Below are 20,590 nucleotides of genomic sequence, written 5' to 3'. Positions count from 1 at the left end.
AGGTGGGGGAGAGGACGGTGGACGCGTGAGCGACCAGAGCAGTGACGAGACGGTGACGCCGGGGCGCCCGGCTACGGCGCAGGCGACGACGGCCCAGCCCGAGGTGCTGACGCCGCTGCTGCGCGACCGCGAGAGCGTCATGGTCTACGACCGCGAGCACGAGCTGTCGCCCGACGCGCTCCGGGCCATCCTCGAGGCCGCCCGGTGGGCGCCGTCGGCGGGCAACTCCCAGCCGTGGGGGTTCATCGTCGGCCGGCGCGGCGACGCCACCCACGACGCGATGCTCGAGGTGCTGACCCCACCGAACCGCGTGTGGGCGCCGTCGGCGTCGGCGATCGTCTTCACGCTGCACCAGGTGGCCACCGACGAGGACCACGAGGTGTCCTACAGCGACTACGCGATGTTCGACCTCGGCCAGGCCGTCGCCCACATCACCGTGCAGGCCCGCTCGATGGGACTGCAGGTGCGTCAGTTCGGCGGCTTCGACCACCGCGCCGCCACCGAGGCGTTCGCGGTCCCGCGCCACTGGGCCGTGACGACCGGCATCGCGCTCGGGCTGCCGGCACCGGGTGGCGAGGACGAGCAGATGCCCGACTGGGTGCGCACCCGGGCCCGGCTCCCCCGCTCGCGCCTGCCGCTCGAGGAGTTCGTCCACTCGGGCAAGTTCGGCCATCCCGCGGACTTCCTCACCGACGCCGACGGCTGACGCGCACCGACGGGTCGCCACGGGCGGGGCCACGCCACGAACGCGTGGCCCCGCCGTGCCGTCCGGTCCCTGCCGGTGTCACCAGCGGGACGTCGCGGCGGCCATGAGGTCGCCGAAGAGCAGGCCGTGGTCCACCTCGAAACCGCGGCGGGTGAACCAGTCGCCCATGTTGCGTGCGTCGCGCTCGAGGAACTCCGGGCCGTGCGGGTTGCCGATGACGTCGACGACCTGTGGCCAGTCGATGAGGACCAGGCGCGAGGCCTCGCCCTCACCCTCGAGCAGCACGTTGTACGGCGACAGGTCGCCGTGCGCCCAGCCGAGCTCGGCCAGCCTGAGCATCGCCTCGCGCAGCTGCTCGAAGAGCACCGGCAGCAGCTCCGGGTGCGGGCGGGTCTGCGCGAGGCGCGGTGCGGCCTGCCCGTCGGGGGAGCCGATGAACTCCATCAGCATCTCGTCGTCGGACATCTGCACCGGGTAGGGCACCGGCAGCCCCTCGTGCCAGAGCCGCACCAGCGTCTCGAACTCGGCGAAGGCCCAGAGGCCGCTGATCAGCTCCTTGCCGAACGAGGTGCGGGTCCGGATGGCCCGAGTCTCGCGCGACTTCCGCACGCGGCGCCCCTCGAGGTAGCCCGAGTCGCGGTGGAAGAGGCGGTTCTTGCTCGACCGGTAGCGCTTGCCGGCCATGAGCACGTCGCGCTCGGGCGAGCCCGGAACCCACCGCCGCACGAGGTGGACGTCGGCCTCCTTGCCGGTCTTGAGGACGCCGAGGTCGGACTCGACGGCCCCGAGGTCGGTGATGACCCAGCCCGGTCGCGGCTTGGGGCCGTGCGTGGCGCCGTCCCAGGACGACCATCGGTCACCCTCGGGCGGGCCGTCGGGGTCGGTGTCGACCGCGAGCTGGTGGACGTCGCGGTCGGAGGGGCGGCCGTCGGTCAGCCGAGGATCGAATACCTCGTACTCGTCCTCGTGGAATGCATTGAAAGACAAGGGAACTCCAAGGAAGAAGTGAACTGGGCAGGCGTGCCCGGGACCGTGATGGACATGTCACCCTCCTTGGGTAGGTGTGGACGGCCGTGTGCCGCCGCGCTCGGGTAGAGAGTGGCGCGACGGCACACGGTGCCGCAACCGGTTTTCCGGTGTGGGTCCGGCCTCAGCCGGTGATCTTGCCGTAGCGGTACGGCAGGAAGGTGCCGTAGCCGGAGAAGTACGGGTAGGGGACCGTGCGCGCGATGGCGCCGTGGGAGCCGGACTCCTCGCTCGCGTAGTACGACGTGTGTGCCGAGTTGGCCCAGCCACGGAAGAGCACGACGTGCCCGGACGCGCCCGCCGACCCGGGGCCGCCCTTGAGGAGCACGTCGCCGGGGCGCAGCTCGCCCTTGGTGATGCGGTGCGAGACGTTCGGCAGGGTCACCGTCGACAGCGACGACGACAGGTGCCAGGCCATGGAGACGAATCCCGAGCAGTCCGTACGGTACTGACGACCCTGCGGGTCGCCCGTGTAGCGGTTCATGCTGTACGGCACCCGTCGGTCGGTCCAGTACCTGGCACGGGCGAGCACCTCGGTGCGCGAGATGGTCCCGCCGACCTTCGAGCCGCCGCTGGGCGGCGGCGCCGGCGTGCACGACAGGACGCGCTTGATGCCCATCGCCTTCATGGTCAACGGCCCTGCCTGGCCGCCGGTGGGGATGCCGTGCGCCTTCTGGTAGGCCTTGACCTTGCCCGTCGTCACCGGGCCGTAGACGCCGTCGGCCGACGCGCCGGCCTTGCTCTGTACGGCTTTGACCTTCGCGATCACCGTGGGCTGGGTGGCCGCACCGGCGACGCCGTCCTGGGTGAGGCAGTTGTCCTTCTGGAAGGCGCGCACCGCGGCCTTCGTGCCCGAGCCGTTGACGCCGTCGACCGGCCCGGAGTAGTAGAGCAGCCCCCAGAGGTCCTGCTGGAGCTGGCGGGTCGTCAGCGAGCTGACGGCCTGGGCCGGGGCGTCGTGACCGATGACGGTGACGGCCGTCAGCGCGAGTGCTGCCAGCAACGCCGTGACGAGGCGCGCGGCCCGCGGCGCCGGAGTCCGCTGCGCGGTGGTGGTCGAACCCATGGTGTGTCCCTTCGTCGACGGGGTCCCCCTGTGGATCCCGCGCCCGACCGTAGGGGTGTCCGGGCCCTGCACGGAATGGGGAGCACTCCCCGACGTCGACGACCCACTTGGCGCGATCCGTATCAAAGCGACCCGCCGCGGCTCTACCGTGACAAGGAGCAGGTCCGTCTCGGAGGTGAGCCAGGAATGCCGTCCGCGTCCTTCGGTGGGGGAGTGCGCGTCCACACGCCACCGGGTTACGACGCCGTCCCCGTGCCCGACCGCACCCGCGACCTGCCGCTGCCGTCGTCGGACGCGGCCCGCAAGGAGGGTGTCGTCGCGGCCCTGCAGGGCGACGAGTTCGACGTGGTGCAGCGGATCGCACTGTCCCCGAGCGTGACCCGTGACCTGGACACCTCCGCCTCCACCCGCGTTGGGACGGTAGCAGTCGACGTCGACGTCGCCCCCGAGCAGGATGCCGTCGTCCTCGTCGAGCGCGACGGCGTCTGGTCCTGGCACCTGCCCGCCGAACGCGCGCGCGAGCTCGGCGACGGGCCGCGCACGGTGACCTTCCGTATCGACGTGCAACCGGTGGGTCCGGCAGGCCGGCCCCGCGGAGGGACCGACGGCACCGGCAGGACCACCCGCGACCTCGGGGAACCGCCTGCTGACCGAGGCCTCATCGGTGACCTCGTGCACGGGGCCGCGGAGGCGATCGTGCTGCGCTTCGCCGCGCCGCTGCTCGGACACCTCGTCGACCACCTCGAGGCCTCGACGCGCACCGGCCTCGTCCACGTCACGGGCGAGCCGCTCGAGGCGTGGCACCCCGTCGACACGCTGGCCGCCGTCCCGCTTCCGACGGACCGCACGCCGCGCGTCCTGCTGCTCGTCCACGGGACCTTCTCCTCGACGGCCGGCGCGTTCGGGGCACTGTCGCTGGCACCGGGGGCGGGTGGGTTCGTTCGAACCCTCGTCGACGCGTACGACGCCGTCGTCGGCTACGACCACCGCACCCTGAGCCTCGACCCGGAGCAGAACGCCCGGGACCTGCTCGACCGGTTGCGGGTGCCGGGGGTGCGCGACGACCTCGTCATCGACGTCGTGACGCACAGCCGCGGCGGCCTCGTGACGCGGTCGTTCATCGAGGAGGTCCTGCCTGGATCCGGTTGGGGCGCAACGGTGGACAATGCAGTGTTCGTCGCCTCGACGCACGGCGGAACCCATCTGGCCGACCCGTCGCGCTGGCACGACCTCGTGGACCTCTACACCAACCTCGTCACCATCGCCGCGAGCGGGCTCGGGCTCGTGCCGGGTGCGGCCCCGTTCGCGGCGGTCGTCGGCGGCGTGGTGCGGGCCGTCGGTGGCCTCGTCAAGGTGCTCGCCACCGCGGCGACCTCCGGCGGCGAGCACGCTGCCGTGCCCGGGCTCGCGGCCATGGTCCCCGGAGGCCCGTTCGTCACCGAGCTCAACGCCGACCAGCCGGGCCAGCCGGGGCCGGGCACGAGCTGGTTCGTCGTGAGCAGCGACTTCCACGCGGACCTCGACGGGCACGACGCGCCGTCGCGGCTGCCGAAGGAGCTCGCGACGTGGCTCACCGAGGGGTTCGTCGACGGGCTCTTCCACGGCCCGAACGACCTCGTCGTCGACGTCGCGTCCATGTCGGCGATCGGCCCACCGAACGGTGGCTACGTGCGCGACTCGCTCGCGCTGGGCCGCAACGGAACCGTCACGCACGTGGACTACTTCGCCCAGCTCGAGGTCATCGGGGCGCTGTCGCAGTGGCTGCCGCTCGGCCTCGGAGCGGGTGGCGGTGACGACGCGTCCCTGCCGGGCTGGATGACCGGGGGCGACGAGGCCATGCCGTCCGACGCGGCTGCCGAACTTGCCGAGGCGGGCGCCGAGCCACCCGAGGCCGGCGCCGAGCCCGACGATGGCGGGTCGCGCGACCTCGCTCCCGCGCCGCCCGTGGCCCCACCCGCACCCGCTCCGTCACGGGCCGTCCCACCCGCACCGCCCCCGCCCCCGCCCTCGTCGAGCCCGCCCGCGTCGTCCCGCGCCGTCCCTCCCGCGCCGACCGTGCCAGCCCCCGCCCCACCGCGTGTCGCCGCGGGGCGCGGACCGGGGACCAGCCTGGCCCGCGCCGTCCGCAGGGCCCTGGGACGGATCACCGCGTCCCGCATCACGAGCAGCAGGCCCGCCGAGCCGCCGCCCCCCGCGCCCGCCGCGGCCCCGACGACCCGTGCCAGCCTCGGAGCCGAGATGCCGTCGGTCCTGACCCCGGGGCAGACGTTCACGGTGCGCGTCCGGCTCGCCCGCGGCCGGCTCACTGCCACCGAGGGCACCGCGAGCGTCAGCGAGACCGTCGAGGTCGTCGCCGAGCGGCCGGTGTCGGTGCAGGTGCTCGCCAAGGACAACGTCGAGGTGCTCGACCGCGAGCCGAAGGTCTTCGGCCTGCCGTCCGGCGACTGGGCCAGCGAGCTGACCTTCAGCGCGCGGCCCCTCGCAGCCGGACGGGTGGCGGTCGCCGTCGTGCTGCGCCAGGGCTGGGTGCCCGTGGCGAACGTGACGCTCGAGGCCACGGCCGGGGCGGCGTCGATCCTGACGCCCCCGCCCGTGAGTGCGACGGTGCATCCCGGCATCGACGCGCCCGAGCTCGACGGGCTGCCCTGCCTCGACATCGTCGAGGGTCGGCGGCCGAACGGCGACCGCGTCTACTCCTACGCCGTGCGGCTCGTGCCGGGGGAGGAGCCGAGGCTCTTCGAGTCCGAGCCCGTCGTCGGGCGTGACGACTTCGTGCGCGACCGGATCGCCGAGGTCGAGCACGTCATCCGCGACCCCGACCTGAGCGACTCCCGGCGCCTCAAGCAGCTGCAGAACACCGGCTCGCTCCTGTTCGACCAGTTCTTCCCCGAGGACATGCGCGCCTACCTGTGGGACAACCGCGACCGCGTCACCGACCTCATCGTCTACACGGACGAGCCGTGCGTGCCGTGGGAGCTGTTCCACCTCAAGCCTGCCCGCGGCAAGCGTGGCGTGGAGCCACGGTTCCTGGCCCAGGGCGGGCTCGTCCGCTGGCAGCTGGGCAGCTTCCCGCCGCAGCGGATCCGGGTCCGGTCGGGCAAGGCGCGGACCATCTGCCCCCAGTACGCCGACCCCATGTTCAAGAACGACGTCGGCCTGCTCGAGGCCGCGTACCTGCACGAGCGCTTCGGGGCCCGACCGGTCACCGCCACGCCCGACGGAGTCGAGCGCGTCCTGCGGGGCGGCTCCTTCGACCTGCTGCACTTCTCAGGTCACGGTGCCGCCGACGCCGCGGACATCGCGGACGCGAAGGTGCTGCTCAAGGGGCGGCGCCGGGGCCAGGAGGTGCTCCAGGAGTTCCTCACCTCCACCGACGTCTCGCAGAACGTCGCGTGGGCGGCGGCCGGACAGCCCGGGCCCGTCGTCGTGCTCAACGCCTGTCAGACCGGGCGTGGCGGCGAGCTGTTCACGACCGTCGGCGGGTTCGCCAAGGCCTTCCTCGACGCCGGGGCGTCGGCCTTCGTCTCGTGCCTGTGGTCGGTACACGAGGAGCCGGCCCGCGTCTTCGTCGAGACGCTCTACGACGAGCTGCTCCGCGGCACACCGATGTCGCGGGCCACCGCCGCCGCACGCACCGCCGCACGTGAGGCGGGCGACCCCACCTGGCTCGCCTACGTCGTCTACGCGCGCCCCGACGCGGTGCTCGAAACCGCCTGAGACGCAGACTCGCCCGGCCCGCACCTCCACCGACCGTGCACCACCCGCACCACCACCCGAATCACCTCCACCCCTCGAAGTAGGAAGGAACGGCCATGGCACGCAAGGCCCTCTGCGTCGGCATCAACCAGTTCGCGTCGCTCCCGCGCACGAGCTGGCTCAACGGCTGCGTCAACGACGCCAACGACGTCGCGGCAGGACTGCGCGCGTTCGGGTTCACTGCGCGCAACACGACGGTCCTCACGGACGCCGACGCCACGAAGAAGAACATCATGGCCGCGCTCACCGACCTCGTCGGCAAGGCCAAGGCCGGCGACACCATCGTCTTCACCTTCTCCAGCCACGGCACCCAGGTGCCCAACGAGCCGGGCGGTGACTACGAGCCCGACGGCCTCGACGAGGCGTTCGCGTGCCACGACATCCGCCAGCGCGGCAACCAGTGGGACCGCGACACCGTCATCGTCGACGACGAGCTGCACGACCTCTTCGCGTCGGTGCCGAACGGCGTCCTGCTCGAGGTGCTCCTCGACACGTGTCACAGCGGCACGGGGCTGCGCGACCTCGAGGAGGTCATGCAGGCGGCCGTCCTCGGCCGTGCGCCCCGGTTCCTGCCACCGCCGACCCCTGCCGGGCTCGAGCAGGTTCGCTCGATCCGTGCCCTCGCACCGCCCCGGACCGTCGACCGCAAGGCCCTCGTCGAGCTGACCAAGGGCCGGCGCGCCGGTGCCAAGCCGGTGCTCTTCGCGGCGTGCAAGCCCGACCAGACCGCCGCCGACGCCACCTTCGACGGCCGCTCCAACGGCGCCTTCACCTACCTGTTCCTCCAGGCGCTCAAGTGCAACCCGACCGCATCCCGCACCGAGCTGCTGCGCTCGGTCACCTCGGGGCTCAAGGGGGGCGACTTCAGCCAGCGTTCGACGCTCGAGGGCCCGGTCGCCTCGAAGAAGGTCGGGTTCGGCCAGCCCTGGTGACCGATGCCACAGGTGGGCACCCTCACACGCGAGGGCGCTGCGGGGGTGCGTGACGCGGCGGCATACTCGGTCGCAGCCGACCCCGGCACGATGCAGCCCAGACGCAAGGTGGCGATCCGAGCATGTCCCGACTCCAGCAGACCGATGGCCTCACCGAGGAGCAGACCGAGCTGGTCAAGCTCGTCCGTGAGTTCGTCGACGAGCAGATCATCCCCGTCGCGACCGAGCTCGAGCACCGCGACGAGTACCCGACCGAGATCGTCGAGGGCATGAAGGAGATGGGGATCTTCGGGCTGATGATCCCCGAGGAGTACGGCGGCCTCGGCGAGTCGCTGCTCACCTACGCCCTGTGCGTCGAGGAGATCGCCCGCGGCTGGATGAGCGTCAGCGGGATCATCAACACCCACTTCATCGTCGCCTACATGCTGCTCCAGCACGGCACCGACGAGCAGAAGCAGCGCTACCTGCCGAAGATGGCCACCGGTGAGATCCGCGGGGCGTTCTCGATGAGCGAGCCCGGTTGCGGCAGTGACGTGTCCGCGATCAAGACCAAGGCCGTCAAGGGCGACGACGGCGAGTGGACGGTCAACGGCCAGAAGATGTGGCTCACCAACGGCGGCTCGGCCAACCTCGTGGCCGTCCTCGTCAAGACCGACACCGGCGCCGACTCGGTCTACAAGAACATGACGACGTTCCTCGTCGACAAGGAGCCCGGCTTCGGCGAGACGGCACAGGGCATCACCGTGCCCGGCAAGATCGAGAAGATGGGCTACAAGGGCGTCGACACGACCGAGCTGATCCTCGACGGCCACCGCACCACCGACGCGCAGATCCTCGGCGGCGAGCCGGGCAAGGGCTTCTACCAGATGATGGACGGCGTCGAGGTGGGCCGTGTCAACGTCGCCGCCCGCGGCTGCGGCGTCGCGCGTCGGGCCTTCGAGCTCGGCGTCTCCTACGCCCAGCAGCGGGAGACCTTCGGCAAGAAGATCGTCGACCACCAGGCGGTGCTCTTCCGCCTCGCCGACATGGCCGTCAAGGTCGAGGCGGCTCACGAGATGATGGTCAAGGCGGCCCGCACGAAGGACTCCGGCCAGCGCAACGACCTCGAGGCCGGCATGGCCAAGTACCTCGCCTCGGAGAACTGCGCCCAGGTCGTCGAGGACTCCTTCCGGATCCACGGCGGCTACGGCTACTCCAAGGAGTACGAGATCGAGCGGCTCTACCGCGAGGCGCCGATGCTGCTCATCGGCGAGGGCACCGCCGACATCCAGCGGATGATCATCGGCCGTCGCCTCGTCGAGGAGTACAAGCTCAAGGCCTGAGGCCCTGGGTGCCAGATGCCCCGAGGCCCCCGAGGTGCCCCGCGCTGCCCTGAGGTGCCCCGAGGTGCCCTGAGCGCAGCGCCCGGGATGCGAGGATGGGGACATGAGCCTGCAACCGAAAGGTCCCGGGGGACGACCGGGATTCGCGACGCTCTCCCTCGACTACCCCATGTCACTCGGCATCTTCGACAAGTACGAGGACGCCCAGCGGGCCGTGGACACCTTGTCCGACAAGGCGTTCCCGGTCGAGAACTGCCTCATCGTCGGCACCGAGCTCAAGCAGCTCGAGCGCGTCACCGCCCGCCTCACGTGGGGGCGGGTCGCGCTCGGCGGCATGCTGTCCGGTGTCTGGCTCGGCCTCTTCGTCGGCCTCATCCTCATGCTCTTCACGCAGACCTCCAGCCCCCTCAACCTGCTGCTGCTCACCGTCGCCTACGGCGCCGGGTTCGGCCTCATCTGGTCGCTCGTCGGCTACTCCTTCACCCGCGGGGCGCGCGACTTCTCCTCGGTGAGCCAGGTCGTCGCCACGAAGTACGAGGTCTTCTGCGAGCACAAGTTCGCCCAGCAGGGCCGGGCGATCCTCACCGAGGCCGGCATCGCCGGCGTCGCCCGGACGACGCACCCCACCCATCCGGCAGCGGCACCGTCCTCGACCCCGGCCGGGCCGTCGGGCACGACCCCGGACGACGCCCCCCGCTCCGACCCGCCCGCTCCGCCGAGCGCCTAACCTAGGGACGCCGGTGCGTCGGGGCGTGGAACGGTTCGCGGCCCCGACGTGTCACCACGGGTGAAGGACCACCCGATGGAGGAGCTCCCGATGCCGACCCGCCCGTCCCGCAGCACCCTCGCCGTCACCGCCCGGACCAGGCACGGCGGCCCGTTCCGACGCGTCGTGCTCGTGGGCGCTGTTCTCGCGGCGGGTTCGGCCCTGACCGCCTGCGGCTCGACGCCGTCGCCGGGCACCGGTGCCACGACGCCGCCGGGGGCGACGGCAGGGCCGAACCGCCCGGTCACCGCCCAGGCCGTCGACGCCGACGGTGCACTGTCGTGCCCGAAGAGCCTCGCCTCGGCCGACGGGCTCACGGTGCCGCAGAAGCCGCAGGGGCTCGACGGCAACGCCCGGCTGCTGCCCGAGCGCGACCCGGCCTCGCTCGTCGTCTGCGGCTACCCGACGATGACGGTCACGTCGTCGACGCCGCCCACCGCGCCGTACCGGCTCACCGAGCGCTCGGTCGCCACGGCCGAGCAGCGCCGTCAGGTCGTCGACCTGCTCTCCTGGGCGCCACGGTGGAACGGGCAGGAGAACGTCTGCACGATGATGGCCGGCGACGAGACGGCCTACCTCGTCGGCGTCCGCTACGACGACGCGATCGTGTGGGTGGCCGCCAAGGCCGACGCCAACTCCTGCTCGAAGGCGACGAACGGTCACTTCACGTCAGGCGCCCCCCTGGGCGTCCCGCTGCGCGCCCTGCTCGCCCAGACCCCCGAGCCGGGCGGGACACGTTGCGACGCAAGGACGTTCGGGCGTCTCGGTGACGAACGAACGCTCGCCCCGGAGGGCGCTCCCCTCGTCACGGTCTGCCGGACCGCTGCGGACGGCGGCAGCAGACCCACCGACCTCGACGCGTCACGGTCGGCCCAGGTCGTCGCGGCGCTACGGGCGCTGCCGACGCGACCGACCTCACACACGTGCAACGGCTCCGGCAAGGCCGCCGACCGGCGCTTCCACCTCGTGCTCACCTACCCGGAGGGCCCGGCCGTGCGCGTCGACGTCGACCCCGACTGCACGCCGCCCGTCCGGGGCGGTGGCGTCGAGTCGGCGCAGGTGGGGCAGGTCGTGGGGCTCGTCGAGCAGTGGAGCCCGCGCATCCCGGGCCCGGACCCGAACGGCGCGGTGTCGTCCGGCGGGAGCGGGGCCGGGGTCATCAGCCCGGAACGACCCGTGGCGCCCGACGCGACGCCGGGCAGCACGGGAGGGTCGAGCGGGTCGGGCGCGGTGCCGGGCCCCCCCGGCACCGGCATCGGGACGGCGACGCCGACCGACCTCCCGCTGACGCCCTGACGCGGGTGGCTCAGGCGGTGACGCCGCGCTCCGCCCAGATTCGCGCGATCCAGGCCTCGACGTCGGCGCTGCTGCGCGGCATCGCGGCCGAGAGGTTCTCGCAGCCGTCCTCGGTGATGAGCACGTCGTCCTCGATGCGCACGCCGTTGCCGCGCAGCTCCGCCGGAACGAGCTCGTCGTCGGCCTTGAAGTAGAGGCCCGGCTCGACGGTGAGGATCATGCCCGGCTCGAGGATGGCGTCGTTGTACTCCTCGCGGGTGGCGAGGGCGCAGTCGTGGACGTCGATGCCGAGGTGGTGGCTCGTGCCGTGGACCATCCAGCGCCGGTGGTACTGGCCGTGCTCGGCGTCGAGGGTGCCCTCGACGTCGACGCCCTCCGGGAGCAGGCCCCACTCGTGCAGGTGCTCGGCGATGACGCGGATCGCGGCGGCGTGGACGTCGCTGAACTTGTTGCCCGGCTTGCAGGCCGCGATGCCCGCCTCCTGTGCGGCGTACACGGCGTCGTAGATCTTGCGCTGCGCGTCGCTGAAGGTGCCGCTGACGGGCAGGGTGCGGGTGATGTCGGCGGTGAAGAGGGAGTCGACCTCGACGCCGGCGTCGAGCAGGAGCAGGTCGCCCTCGGTGATGTCGCCGGTGTTCTTGATCCAGTGCAGCGTGTTGGCGTGGTCGCCGCTGGCGCAGATGGAGTCGTAGCCGATGCCGTTGCCGTGGTGGCGGGCGTGCAGGCCGAAGACGCCCTCCACCCAGCGTTCGCCGCGGCCGCGGCGGACCGCCTCGAGCAGGTCGGCGATGACGGCCTCGAAACCCTGGTGCGTGCCCTCGATGGCCGAGCGCATCTGCTCGACCTCCCAGTCGTCCTTGACGAGGCGCAGCAGCGACAGGAAGTGGGCCAGCGCGTCGTCGGCCTCGCGCTCCTGCTCGGTGCGCGACTCGACCTCGGCGGCGTCCTGCGACTCGGCGGCGGCCGCGCGGGCCTTGTCGACGCGCTCGGAGACCTCTGCGTCGGCGTCGCGCACGACGCGGACGGTGACCGAGCCGGCGTCCTTGGCCACCGCGTCGGCGAACTCGTCGATGTGACGGGCCGTCAGCCCGAGCTCGGACTCGACGTCGGCGAGCGTCGGGCGGGCGCCGACCCAGAACTCGCCGTAGCGCGAGTCGCCGAAGAACTCCTCGGTGTCGCGGTCGGCGAGCGGGCGGAAGTAGAGGACGGCCTCGTGCCCGGCGTCGTCGCCCTCGCCCGTCGGCTCGAGGACGAGCACGGCGTCGGGCTCACGGTCGCTGCCGAGGCCCGTCAGGTGGGCAAAGGCGCTGTGCGGGCGGAAGACGTAGTCGCAGTCGTTGCTGCGCACCTTGAGCCCGCCCGCGGGCACGACGAGGCGCTCGCCGGGGAAGGCGGCGCTCACGGCGTCGCGGCGCTTGGCGGCCCAGCCGGCGGCCTCGGACCGGGGGGTCACCCCGGCGCTCCGCGGCGCCCAGCCGGAGGCGACGAACGCCCGGAACTCGTCGGTCGTCGGGCGCTTGCGGCTCGGTGAGGTCTGCTGCTTCTCGCTCATCACCGGCTCATGGTGCCACGAACCGACGGGTACGCCGTAGCCGGTTTCCGGAGCCCGCGGCAGTGCCGGCGACAACGGGCCGGGCGGCTCCGTGGCGCCGCTCCGCACGACCCCGCGACGCCACCGCGACGGCCCCGGGGGTGCCGCGTCCGCGTCGGCCCGGTGTCCTAGGGTCAGGGAGGTGGCGCGCACCGACCGACCGACCCGGCCGACGACCGCTCGACGGGCCCTGCCCTCGCTTCGCGCGAGCACCCGCCGGGCCATGCGACCGAGCGGTCCACCGACCGACGAGATCCCCATCTGGACCAGTCCCGACGGCGTCGACCGCGACACCTCGCTGGCCGTCATCGACCTCGCCATTCGTGCGGGTGTCGCGATGCTGTCCACCGGGGCCGCGGCAGCCGACGTCACGGCCACTGTTCTCATGCTGACCAGGGCCTACGGCCTGGCCACCGTGCACGTCGACGTCACGTACACCTCGGTCTCGGTGTCCTACCACCGCGGGCCGCACGCCGACCCGATCACCGTGCTGCGCATCGTCCGCTTCCGCGTCCAGGACTACACGCGCCTCGAGCGGCTGCGGGAGCTCATCGTCGGCCTCGTCCAGGACCCCGTGAGCGTCGACGAGGCCAGGGTGCGCTTCGACGCCGTCATCACCGCGCCACACCCGTACCGACGCTGGGTCGTCACCGTCGCCGGCGGCGTGCTCGCGGCAGGCGCGGCCGGCCTGCTCGGGGCCGGCTGGCTCATCATCCTGACCAGCTTCGTCACCGCGACCCTCGTCGGCCGCGTCATCACCTGGCTCGCCGGGGCCGGGGTCTCGGCCTTCTTCGCCCAGTGCGTCGGTGCGGCCATCCCGACGGCCGTCGCCACCCTCGTCGTCGTCGCGGGCTCCTTTGGCGTGAACGTCGCCGAACGCGTCTCGCCCTCGCTCGTCGTCGCCTCGGGCATCGTGCTGCTGCTGTCCGGGCTCTCGATCGTCGGCGCGGCGGACGACGCGCTCGAGGGGTACTACGTCACGGCGGGAGCGCGCGCCTTCGAGGTCATCGTGCTCTCGCTCGGCATCGCCGTCGGCATCTCGGTCGTCCTCGCCATCGGCACACGGCTCGACTACCCGATCGCCATCTCGTCGCAGACCCAGCTCATCGGCAACCTCACGATCCAGGTGATCTGCGCGGCGATCATCTCGGTGGCGTTCGCGGTGTCGTCGTACTCGAGCGGTCGCGCGGTCGTCGTGGCCGGGCTGGCGGGGGCCCTCGGCTGGCTCGCGCTGGCCGGTGCCGAGGCCCTCGCGTTCGGCGCGGTGGCGGCCTCGGCCATCGCCGCCCTGCTCACCGGTTTCGCGGCGCGGCTCGTGTCGCGGCGGCTCGGCGTCTCGGCGCTGGCCGTCACCACGGCCGCCATCGTGCCGCTGCTGCCGGGGCGGATGGCCTACGAGGGCATCTCGGCCATCGTCACCAACCCCGACGGCAACGGCCTCGCCACCGGGATCCCGACGCTGCTGCAGGCGTTCGGCCTGGGTCTGGGCCTGGCCGCCGGGGTCTCGCTCGGCACGTACTTCGCCGGGCTGCTCGAGGCCAAGAAGCAGGGCGTGCGGCCCCGACCGGCAGCCGGAGCCACCCTCCCGTCCGACCCCGACCGCGATGCCGCGGCCAGCACCGCGCCGGTCCTGTCCGACACCGGGGAGCTGTCGGCCGTCCTGGACGAGGCCGCCGCGAGCGGCGACGCGTCCGCGCCTGGGGTGTCGGCCACGATGGGTGCCTCGTCGGCGTCGGTGAGCGATCCCACGGCGTGAGCAAGCCCACGGCGTCCGGCGGTGTCCGGACGCGTGGGGCTCCGGCAGGCTGGGGACCGTTGGCCGTCGGTGTCTGGCAGATGGAGGAGCGAGCGATGCAGTTCGGGCGCAGCTACGAGGAGTTCGAGGTCGGTGCGGTGTACAAGCACTGGCCGGGCAAGACGGTCACCGAGTACGACGACCACCTCTTCTGCCTGCTGACGATGAACCACCACCCGCTGCACCTCGACACGAACTACGCGGGCGAGACGACGCAGTTCGGGCAGAACGTCGTCGTCGGCAACTACGTCTACTCGATCCTGCTCGGCATGTCGGTGGCCGACGTCTCGGGCAAGGCGATCGCCAACCTCGAGATCGAGTCGCTGCGGCACGTCGCGCCGACCTTCCACGGCGACACGCTCTACGGCGAGACCCGCGTCCTCGACAAGTGGGAGTCGACGAGCAAGGACGACCGTGGCGTCGTCCACGTCGAGACGATCGGCTACAAGCAGGACGGCACCGTCGTGTGCATCTTCCGGCGCAAGGTCATGGTGCCGAAGGAGTCCTACCTCGAGGCGCGAGGCGGCGAGCAGCCCGGGCGACCCCTCCCGGTGCCCGACCGCAACTGGCCCGGTCCCGACCCCGCCTCCCAGGCCTGACGCGTCACGCCGCCTCGCACACCGGCCGGGTCACGGGGTGGCGGTCTTCGACGGGCCCGGGTCGGGGGTGGCGGTGGCCCCCATCGCGGCGCGCTCCTGGGTGAAGTCGACGGTGCGCGTCGTGCCGGCCGCCGTCACCGTGAGGATGCCGCTGAAGTGCGGCCTCGTCGAGGTGAGCAGGAAGGCGCGGCGCCCGTCGACGACGGCGTCGGAGACCGTCCACGCGTCGGCAGGGTCGGAGGAGCGGACCGTGGGGGCGGCCGTGCCCTCGACCCAGCCGAAGAGCACGTCCGGGAGATTCCCCGGGCCGTCGTTCGTCGGCGCCGGGTAGAGCTGGACCGGCCCGGAGTCCGGCTTGCCGCCGGATACGCCCCGGGGGCCGATGCCGATGTGGTCGTTCGTGGCCCAGCTGAGCCACTGCTGTCCGTCGGGAGCGCGGAGCACCGCCGCGACGGTCCCTGCGGGAAGGGGCCGCAGGGCGATCGCCCGCGTCTGGGGCATGGTCGACCGTGCCGGGTCGATCTCGCTCCACGTCACGCCGACCACGTCGTCGGGGATCGGGGTCGTCGAGGTCTCGGCGAAGGCGTGCACGGTGCCCGTCCCGCCCGTCAGGGGCGCGTCGGTGCCGCTGACCCTGTCCGATGACGTCGGTGACGCGGGAAAGGGCGTGGTGGACTCGGGCATCGCCCACAGGGCGTCCGGTCGGCCGGTGTCGACGTAGCCGGCGAGCAGCCTCGGCCAGCCGGACTGGCTCGGCAGCAGCAGGCTGGCCTGTCCCACCGTGACGGCGCCGACGATCCGGCGCACCGTCTTGGCCGGCGAGCCGCCGACGATGATCGTCCAGGTCTCCTCGACCCGACGCGCGTCGACCGGCGTGACCGACACCCGGACCGACGGCGCGTCCGCGGTCCCGTTCGGGTCGCTGCCCGTGGTCACGCCCCCGGAGAGGGCGGCGGGGGCACCGGTGCGCTGGCCGGCGGGCGGCAGGGCCCGGGTCTGCCCGGTGCCGAGCTGGACGGCCACGACCGCGACGACGGTGGCAGCGGCCGCTCCGACCGCCCCGCCGAGGACGCGTCGCCTGCGGACGACGCGGTGTCCCTGGTGGAGCACGAGCGCGGGGTCGATGCGGAGGTCGGGAGCGCCGGCCGCGGCGTCGAGGGCGGCCCGCACGTCGGCGTCGGGTGTGGTGGTCATCGGGCGCTCCTCTCGGTGGCGGAGGCATCGGGGCTCCGGTGGGGTGCGGTGGCGTCGGCCAGACCGGCCCGCAGGGTCGCGAGGCCGCGGGAGCCGGCGCTCTTGACGGCGCCCACCGAGATCCCGAGGACGTCGGCCGTCGCCTTCTCCGACAGGTCGGTGTAGTAGCGCAGCACGACGACACGGCGCTGCTGCTCGGGCAGGGTGGCGAGCAGGCGCACGACGAGGTCGCGGTCGTCGGACCCGCCCATCGGGTCGGCCGGGCGGGACGAGGGCTCGGGCACCGCATCGGTCGGGTGCTCCAGGCGGGTGGCCCGCCAGCGGTCGGTGCGGTGGTTGACGAGCACCCGGCGCGCGTAGGCCAGGCCTTCGCCGTCGCGGACCCGGCCCCAGGCGACGTAGGTCTTGACGAGCGCCGCCTGGGTCAGCTCCTGGGCGTCGTGGGCGTCGCCCGTCAGCAGCCACGCGGTGCGCAGCAGCGAGGGCCCCGCCTGTTCCATGAACTGCGCGAATGCCGCGTCGCGTGCCGCGTCCTTCCCGCTCACCGTGCGCCCCTGTCGTCGTCCATGCCCGGTGATACGGGAGGATCCCGCGAAAGGTTGCCATGCCTGCCGTCTGGTCTCGGCCCCGGCCAGGCCGGACACACCGGTCTGCACACCGGAGGTCACAGCGACCACGACGGCGGCCTCGCCCCTACGCTGGGGCCCGTGAGCACGGTCAGGGGAGGGGCGCCGGTCATCGACCTGCACGCCCACTCGACGGTCAGCGACGGCACCGAGACGCCGTCGCAGCTGCTCGCGTCCGCCTCCGCCGCCGGAATCGACGTGCTCGCCATCACCGACCACGACACGGTCGGCGGCTGGGACGAGGCGGCTGCAGCGGCCGCGGAGCACCGGGTCGGGCTCGTTCGCGGCATCGAGGTGTCGTGCACGTGGCGCTACGCCTCGGTTCACCTGCTCGGCTACCTCACCGACCCGCACGACGCCGACCTGATGGGCGCACTTGCCCGAGCCCGTGAGAGCCGGGCGACGCGCCTGCAGCGGATGGTTGCCAAGATGGCCGCCGACGGCATCCCGGTGACCTACGAGCAGGTGCTCGCCCAGGTGGCGCCGGGTGCCACGCCGGGGCGTCCGCACATCGCCGACGCGCTCATCGCCGGCGGCATCATCGCGCACCGGGACGAGGCGTTCCGCGAGTGGCTCACCGACGACTCGCCGTACTACGTCGGGCACTGGTCGCCCGACCCGATCCAGGCCGTCGAGCTGGTCCGTGCCGCGGGCGGGTCCCCGGTCGTGGCGCACCCGTTCACGCGCACCCGCAGCGGCGGCCTGACCGACGACCTGCTCGAGCGGATGACCGATGCCGGGCTCGTGGGCCTCGAGGCCTTCCATCGCGACCACGGGCCCGAGGAGGTCGCCCGCGCCACGGCGCTCGGCCAACGCCTCGGGCTCGTCGTCACCGGCTCGAGCGACTACCACGGCAGCGGCAAGCTGAACCGCCTCGGCGAGAACACGACGAGTCCCGAGGCGCTCGCGGTCATCGAGGCGCGCAGCAGCGGCGTCACGCAGGTGCTGCGCCCGTAACCCTGGTCCGACGCCGGCCCGGGAGGGGTGCGGGCTTCCTGCAAGAGTGCGTGTTTCCTCCAAGAGTGCGTGTTTCCTCGACGGGTGCGCGACGCGTCGCGCACTGCTGGAGGAAGGGCGCACCTCTGACGCGAACGGGCACCCGGCACGCCGGTCGGGGTCGCGAGTCGCGCGTCTGGTCGGGGACCGGGTGGGGTGCCGGGCCGAGGCCGGTCAGGGGTCGACGCGCTCGAGGAGGACCGCGGTGCCGAGCCCGGCCGCGCCGCTCACGGCGGCGACCCCGTAACGCCCGCCGCGTCGCTCGAGGGCCTCGACACACGCGCCCACGAGGATCGCGCCAGTAGCCCCGAACGCGTGACCCATCGCCATCGTGCCGCCGTCGGGGTTCATCCGGTCGGGCCCGGCACCGAGGTCGCGCCGGAAGCGCAGGCACAGGCCGAGAAGGCTTCCGCGAACTCGAACACGTCGATGTCGCTGGGCCGCAGGCCCGCCCGTGCGAGGACCTGCTCGACGGCACGCTGCCCCGCGGTGAGCATGACGACCGGGTCGACCGCCGTCGAGGCGGCCGCGACGACCCGCGCGCGTGGCGCCACCCCGACCTGCTCAGCAGCCCGACGCGTGCCGAGCAGCAGGAGCGCCGCCGCGTCGGCGACGGCGGGGGAGGTGCCGACCGTGTGGAGGTGCTCGATCCGGGCGAGCGGCGTCCGACCCGCGGCGCGCCCGTACGCGTCGAGGGCGACGGCGTCCTGCCCGTCGGCACCGAGTGCCGCGAAGGCCGGTGGCAGGGCCGCCAGGGTCTCGGCGCTGGTGCCGGGCCGGACGAGCTCGTCGTGGTCGAGACCGGGGCCGCGCTCGTCGGCCGGGACCCCCACGAGGGACCGGGCGAACACGCCGTCCGCGCGGGCCCGTGCGGCCTTCGTCTGCGTCTCGAGCCCGTACGCGTCGAGCTCGTCGCGGGTGAACCCCTCGAGCGTCGCGTTGAGGTCGGCGGCGATGCCCATGTGCACGGAGCCGACGCGCCGCACGACCGCCGGGTCGGCGTAGAGCGGGCCGCGGTCGGAGAACATCGGCACCCGCGACACGCTCTCGACGCCTCCGGCCACCGCCAGCGAGAGGTCGCCGGCGCGCACCCGCGCGGCGGTCTGGCCGACAGCGTCGATGCCGCTCGCGCAGAACCGGTTGATCGTCGCCCCCGGGACCGAGTCGCCCCATCCCGCAAGGAGGTTCGCGGTGCGGGCGAGGTTGGCTCCCTGCTCGTCGCTCTGGGTGGCGCAGCCGAGGGTGACGTCGTCGACGCGTTCCGGGTCCAGGGTGGTGCGGCGCACGAGGGCGTCCTGCAGGTGGACCACGAGGTCGACGGCGGTGAGGCCGTGCAGCGAGCCGCGGGCGCTCGCCCGACCCCGCGGCGTCCGGACGAAGTCGAGGACGAACGCGTCAGGACCATCGGCGCCACCCGCGTCGGGGGCTGTCGTCGTCACGCCGCCTCCTCGCCCGCGCCGCCGGCGTACCCCACGGGCCGACCCGTCCCCTGCGCTGAAAGCGGCCCCTGCCGCAAGCCGACCCGTGGAGTAACTCTGCTAGTTGTAGTACGGTCTGGCGTGGGAGGCAAGGCACGTCGCCCTGGCGACGCTGACGAGCCCGGCCCCGACGCCGCGAGGCCGGCCGGGCAAGGAGGCACCGATGACGCACACGACAGTGTGGGTGCTCGGCGGATACCAGAGTGACTATGCGCGCAACCTCAGCCGGGAGGGGAGGTCCGTCGCCGATCTCACGTCAGAGATCGTCGGCGGAACCCTTTCCGCCTCCCGGGTGCCGCCCGCCGACGTCGAGGTCGTCCACGTCGGCAACGCCTTCGGCCAGCTCTTCACCGGCCAGGGCCACCTCGGCGCCATGCCCGCCACCGTCGAGCCCGACCTCTGGGGTCGGCCCGCCACCCGGCACGAGGCCGCGTGCGCGTCGGGCGGCGCGTCCGTCCTCGCGGCCATGGCCGACCTCGAGTCCGGCCGCTACGACTGCGCGCTCGTCGTCGGGGTCGAGCTGGAGAAGACCGTGCCGGGCGACGAGGCCGCCCGCCACCTCGCGGCGGCGGCCTGGGTCGGCCACGACGGCGAGGGCGCCACGTTCATGTGGCCGCACGTCTTCAGCGCCGTGGCCGACGAGTACGAGCGCCGCTACGGCCTCGACGAGGAGCACCTGCGCGCCATCGCCGCCCTCAACCTCGCATCCGCCCGCCGCAACCCCAACGCGCAGACCCGCGCCTGGGACGTCCCCGACCTCACCGACGCGTCGGTCGCCCGCGACGACACGCGAAACCCCGTCGTCGAGGGCCGGCTGCGCCGCTACGACTGCAGCCAGGTGACCGACGGTGGCGCCGGCGTGGTCCTCGTGTCCGACGCGTGGCTGCGCGCCCACCCGGAGGTCCGACCGGCCGCCCGCGTGCTCGGCTGGGGCCACCGCACCGTCGGTCTCGGGCTGCGGCAGAAGCTCGAGCGCGACGCCGACGACCCCTACGTCATGCCGCACGTGCGGGACGCCGTCACCGACGCCTTCACCCGGGCCCGTGTCACCCTCGCGGACGTCGACGGTTTCGAGGTGCACGACTGCTTCACGCCCACCGAGTACCTCGCCATCGACCACATCGGCCTCACCGGGCCGGGCGAGTCGTGGAAGGCCGTCGAGGACGGCTCGATCGAGCTGGGCGGCCGACTGCCGGTCAACCCGGGCGGCGGCCTCATCGGCGGGGGACACCCTGTCGGCGCCACCGGCGTCCGGATGCTCGTCGACGCCACCCGCCAGGTCAGCGGCGCGGCGGGCGAGTACCAGGTCGAGGGGGCGACTACCTTCGGCACCTTGAACTTCGGCGGCAGCACGGCCACGACGGTCGCGCTCGTCGTCGGTGCGGCGCCCGACGGGCGCGGCATGGGCACCTGAGCCACCAGGAGCGCCGGCACCACCAGA

The 20,590-nt window shown here is 73.1% G+C and carries 15 protein-coding genes and 1 pseudogene; 10 read left to right on the top strand and 6 right to left on the bottom strand.

The genetic code is table 11. From position 1 onward, the window contains the following. The first annotated feature begins 25 nt into the window (after positions 1-25). Positions 26-706 carry a nitroreductase family protein gene (locus AC3A5R_RS03700; RefSeq protein ID WP_487619410.1) on the top strand — a complete coding sequence of 227 codons (681 nt, stop codon included), beginning with the start codon at positions 26-28 and terminating at the stop codon, positions 704-706. Positions 707-784: 78 nt separating this feature from the next. Here the strand turns inward: AC3A5R_RS03700 and AC3A5R_RS03695 are convergent, their stop codons facing one another. Both AC3A5R_RS03695 and AC3A5R_RS03690 read right to left on the bottom strand, forming a co-directional pair. After that, positions 785-1,693, bottom strand: coding sequence for a serine protein kinase RIO (locus AC3A5R_RS03695; RefSeq protein ID WP_487619409.1), 909 nt, complete (start codon positions 1,691-1,693; stop codon positions 785-787). Between the two features lie 163 nt (positions 1,694-1,856). After that, complete coding sequence (locus AC3A5R_RS03690; RefSeq protein ID WP_487619408.1) at positions 1,857-2,798, bottom strand: peptidoglycan-binding protein; 942 nt, start codon at positions 2,796-2,798, stop codon at positions 1,857-1,859. Positions 2,799-2,984: 186 nt separating this feature from the next. Here AC3A5R_RS03690 and AC3A5R_RS03685 point away from each other — a divergent pair, with 186 nt between their 5' ends. The 5 genes from AC3A5R_RS03685 (at position 2,985) to AC3A5R_RS03665 (ending at position 10,870) form a co-directional block, all read left to right on the top strand. Continuing rightward, positions 2,985-6,515, top strand: coding sequence for a DUF7379 domain-containing protein (locus tag AC3A5R_RS03685; protein ID WP_487619407.1), 3,531 nt, complete (start codon positions 2,985-2,987; stop codon positions 6,513-6,515). Positions 6,516-6,610: 95 nt separating this feature from the next. Next, the gene (locus tag AC3A5R_RS03680; protein ID WP_487619406.1) at positions 6,611-7,486 is read left to right on the top strand and encodes a caspase family protein; all 876 of its coding nucleotides are present in this window, start codon (positions 6,611-6,613) and stop codon (positions 7,484-7,486) included. 122 nt (positions 7,487-7,608) lie between these two features. Next, positions 7,609-8,808 carry an acyl-CoA dehydrogenase family protein gene (locus AC3A5R_RS03675; protein ID WP_487619405.1) on the top strand — a complete coding sequence of 400 codons (1,200 nt, stop codon included), beginning with the start codon at positions 7,609-7,611 and terminating at the stop codon, positions 8,806-8,808. A 103-nt stretch (positions 8,809-8,911) separates the two neighbouring features. After that, entirely contained in the window at positions 8,912-9,535 is a 624-nt protein-coding gene (locus AC3A5R_RS03670) for a YflT domain-containing protein (protein WP_487619404.1), read from the top strand. A 75-nt stretch (positions 9,536-9,610) separates the two neighbouring features. Then, entirely contained in the window at positions 9,611-10,870 is a 1,260-nt protein-coding gene (locus AC3A5R_RS03665) for a hypothetical protein (RefSeq protein ID WP_487619403.1), read from the top strand. A 10-nt stretch (positions 10,871-10,880) separates the two neighbouring features. Here the strand turns inward: AC3A5R_RS03665 and AC3A5R_RS03660 are convergent, their stop codons facing one another. Then, positions 10,881-12,422: an aminopeptidase P family protein gene (locus tag AC3A5R_RS03660; RefSeq protein ID WP_487619402.1), complete on the bottom strand. Its 1,542-nt coding sequence runs from the start codon at positions 12,420-12,422 to the stop codon at positions 10,881-10,883. 181 nt (positions 12,423-12,603) lie between these two features. Between AC3A5R_RS03660 and AC3A5R_RS03655 the strand changes: the two genes are divergently transcribed. Beyond that, a complete protein-coding gene (locus tag AC3A5R_RS03655) occupies positions 12,604-14,217 on the top strand; it encodes a threonine/serine exporter family protein (protein WP_487619401.1) in 1,614 nt (537 codons plus the stop codon). Between the two features lie 95 nt (positions 14,218-14,312). Further along, entirely contained in the window at positions 14,313-14,855 is a 543-nt protein-coding gene (locus AC3A5R_RS03650; RefSeq protein WP_487619400.1) for a MaoC family dehydratase, read from the top strand. 30 nt (positions 14,856-14,885) lie between these two features. On the opposite strand, the gene AC3A5R_RS03645 is transcribed toward AC3A5R_RS03650, so the two are convergent. Continuing rightward, the gene (locus AC3A5R_RS03645) at positions 14,886-16,049 is read right to left on the bottom strand and encodes a hypothetical protein (RefSeq protein WP_487619399.1); all 1,164 of its coding nucleotides are present in this window, start codon (positions 16,047-16,049) and stop codon (positions 14,886-14,888) included. Then, positions 16,046-16,594 carry a SigE family RNA polymerase sigma factor gene (locus AC3A5R_RS03640; protein ID WP_487619398.1) on the bottom strand — a complete coding sequence of 183 codons (549 nt, stop codon included), beginning with the start codon at positions 16,592-16,594 and terminating at the stop codon, positions 16,046-16,048. Before AC3A5R_RS03640 ends, AC3A5R_RS03645 begins: the two co-directional genes overlap by 4 nt. A gap of 162 nt (positions 16,595-16,756) precedes the next feature. Here AC3A5R_RS03640 and AC3A5R_RS03635 point away from each other — a divergent pair, with 162 nt between their 5' ends. Next, positions 16,757-17,632 carry a PHP domain-containing protein gene (locus tag AC3A5R_RS03635; RefSeq protein ID WP_487619397.1) on the top strand — a complete coding sequence of 292 codons (876 nt, stop codon included), beginning with the start codon at positions 16,757-16,759 and terminating at the stop codon, positions 17,630-17,632. A gap of 213 nt (positions 17,633-17,845) precedes the next feature. Here the strand turns inward: AC3A5R_RS03635 and AC3A5R_RS03630 are convergent. Beyond that, positions 17,846-19,110 (bottom strand): annotated as a pseudogene (locus AC3A5R_RS03630) (acetyl-CoA C-acyltransferase). 202 nt (positions 19,111-19,312) lie between these two features. On the opposite strand from AC3A5R_RS03630, the gene AC3A5R_RS03625 reads away from it, so the two are divergent. Beyond that, positions 19,313-20,563 carry an acetyl-CoA acetyltransferase gene (locus tag AC3A5R_RS03625; RefSeq protein WP_487619396.1) on the top strand — a complete coding sequence of 417 codons (1,251 nt, stop codon included), beginning with the start codon at positions 19,313-19,315 and terminating at the stop codon, positions 20,561-20,563. Positions 20,564-20,590: the final 27 nt, after the last annotated feature.

This window comes from Intrasporangium sp. Soil_C_50, from assembly GCF_057656595.1.
Note: the sequence above shows the minus strand (reverse complement) of the source record. Positions and strands in the feature narration are given on the sequence as shown.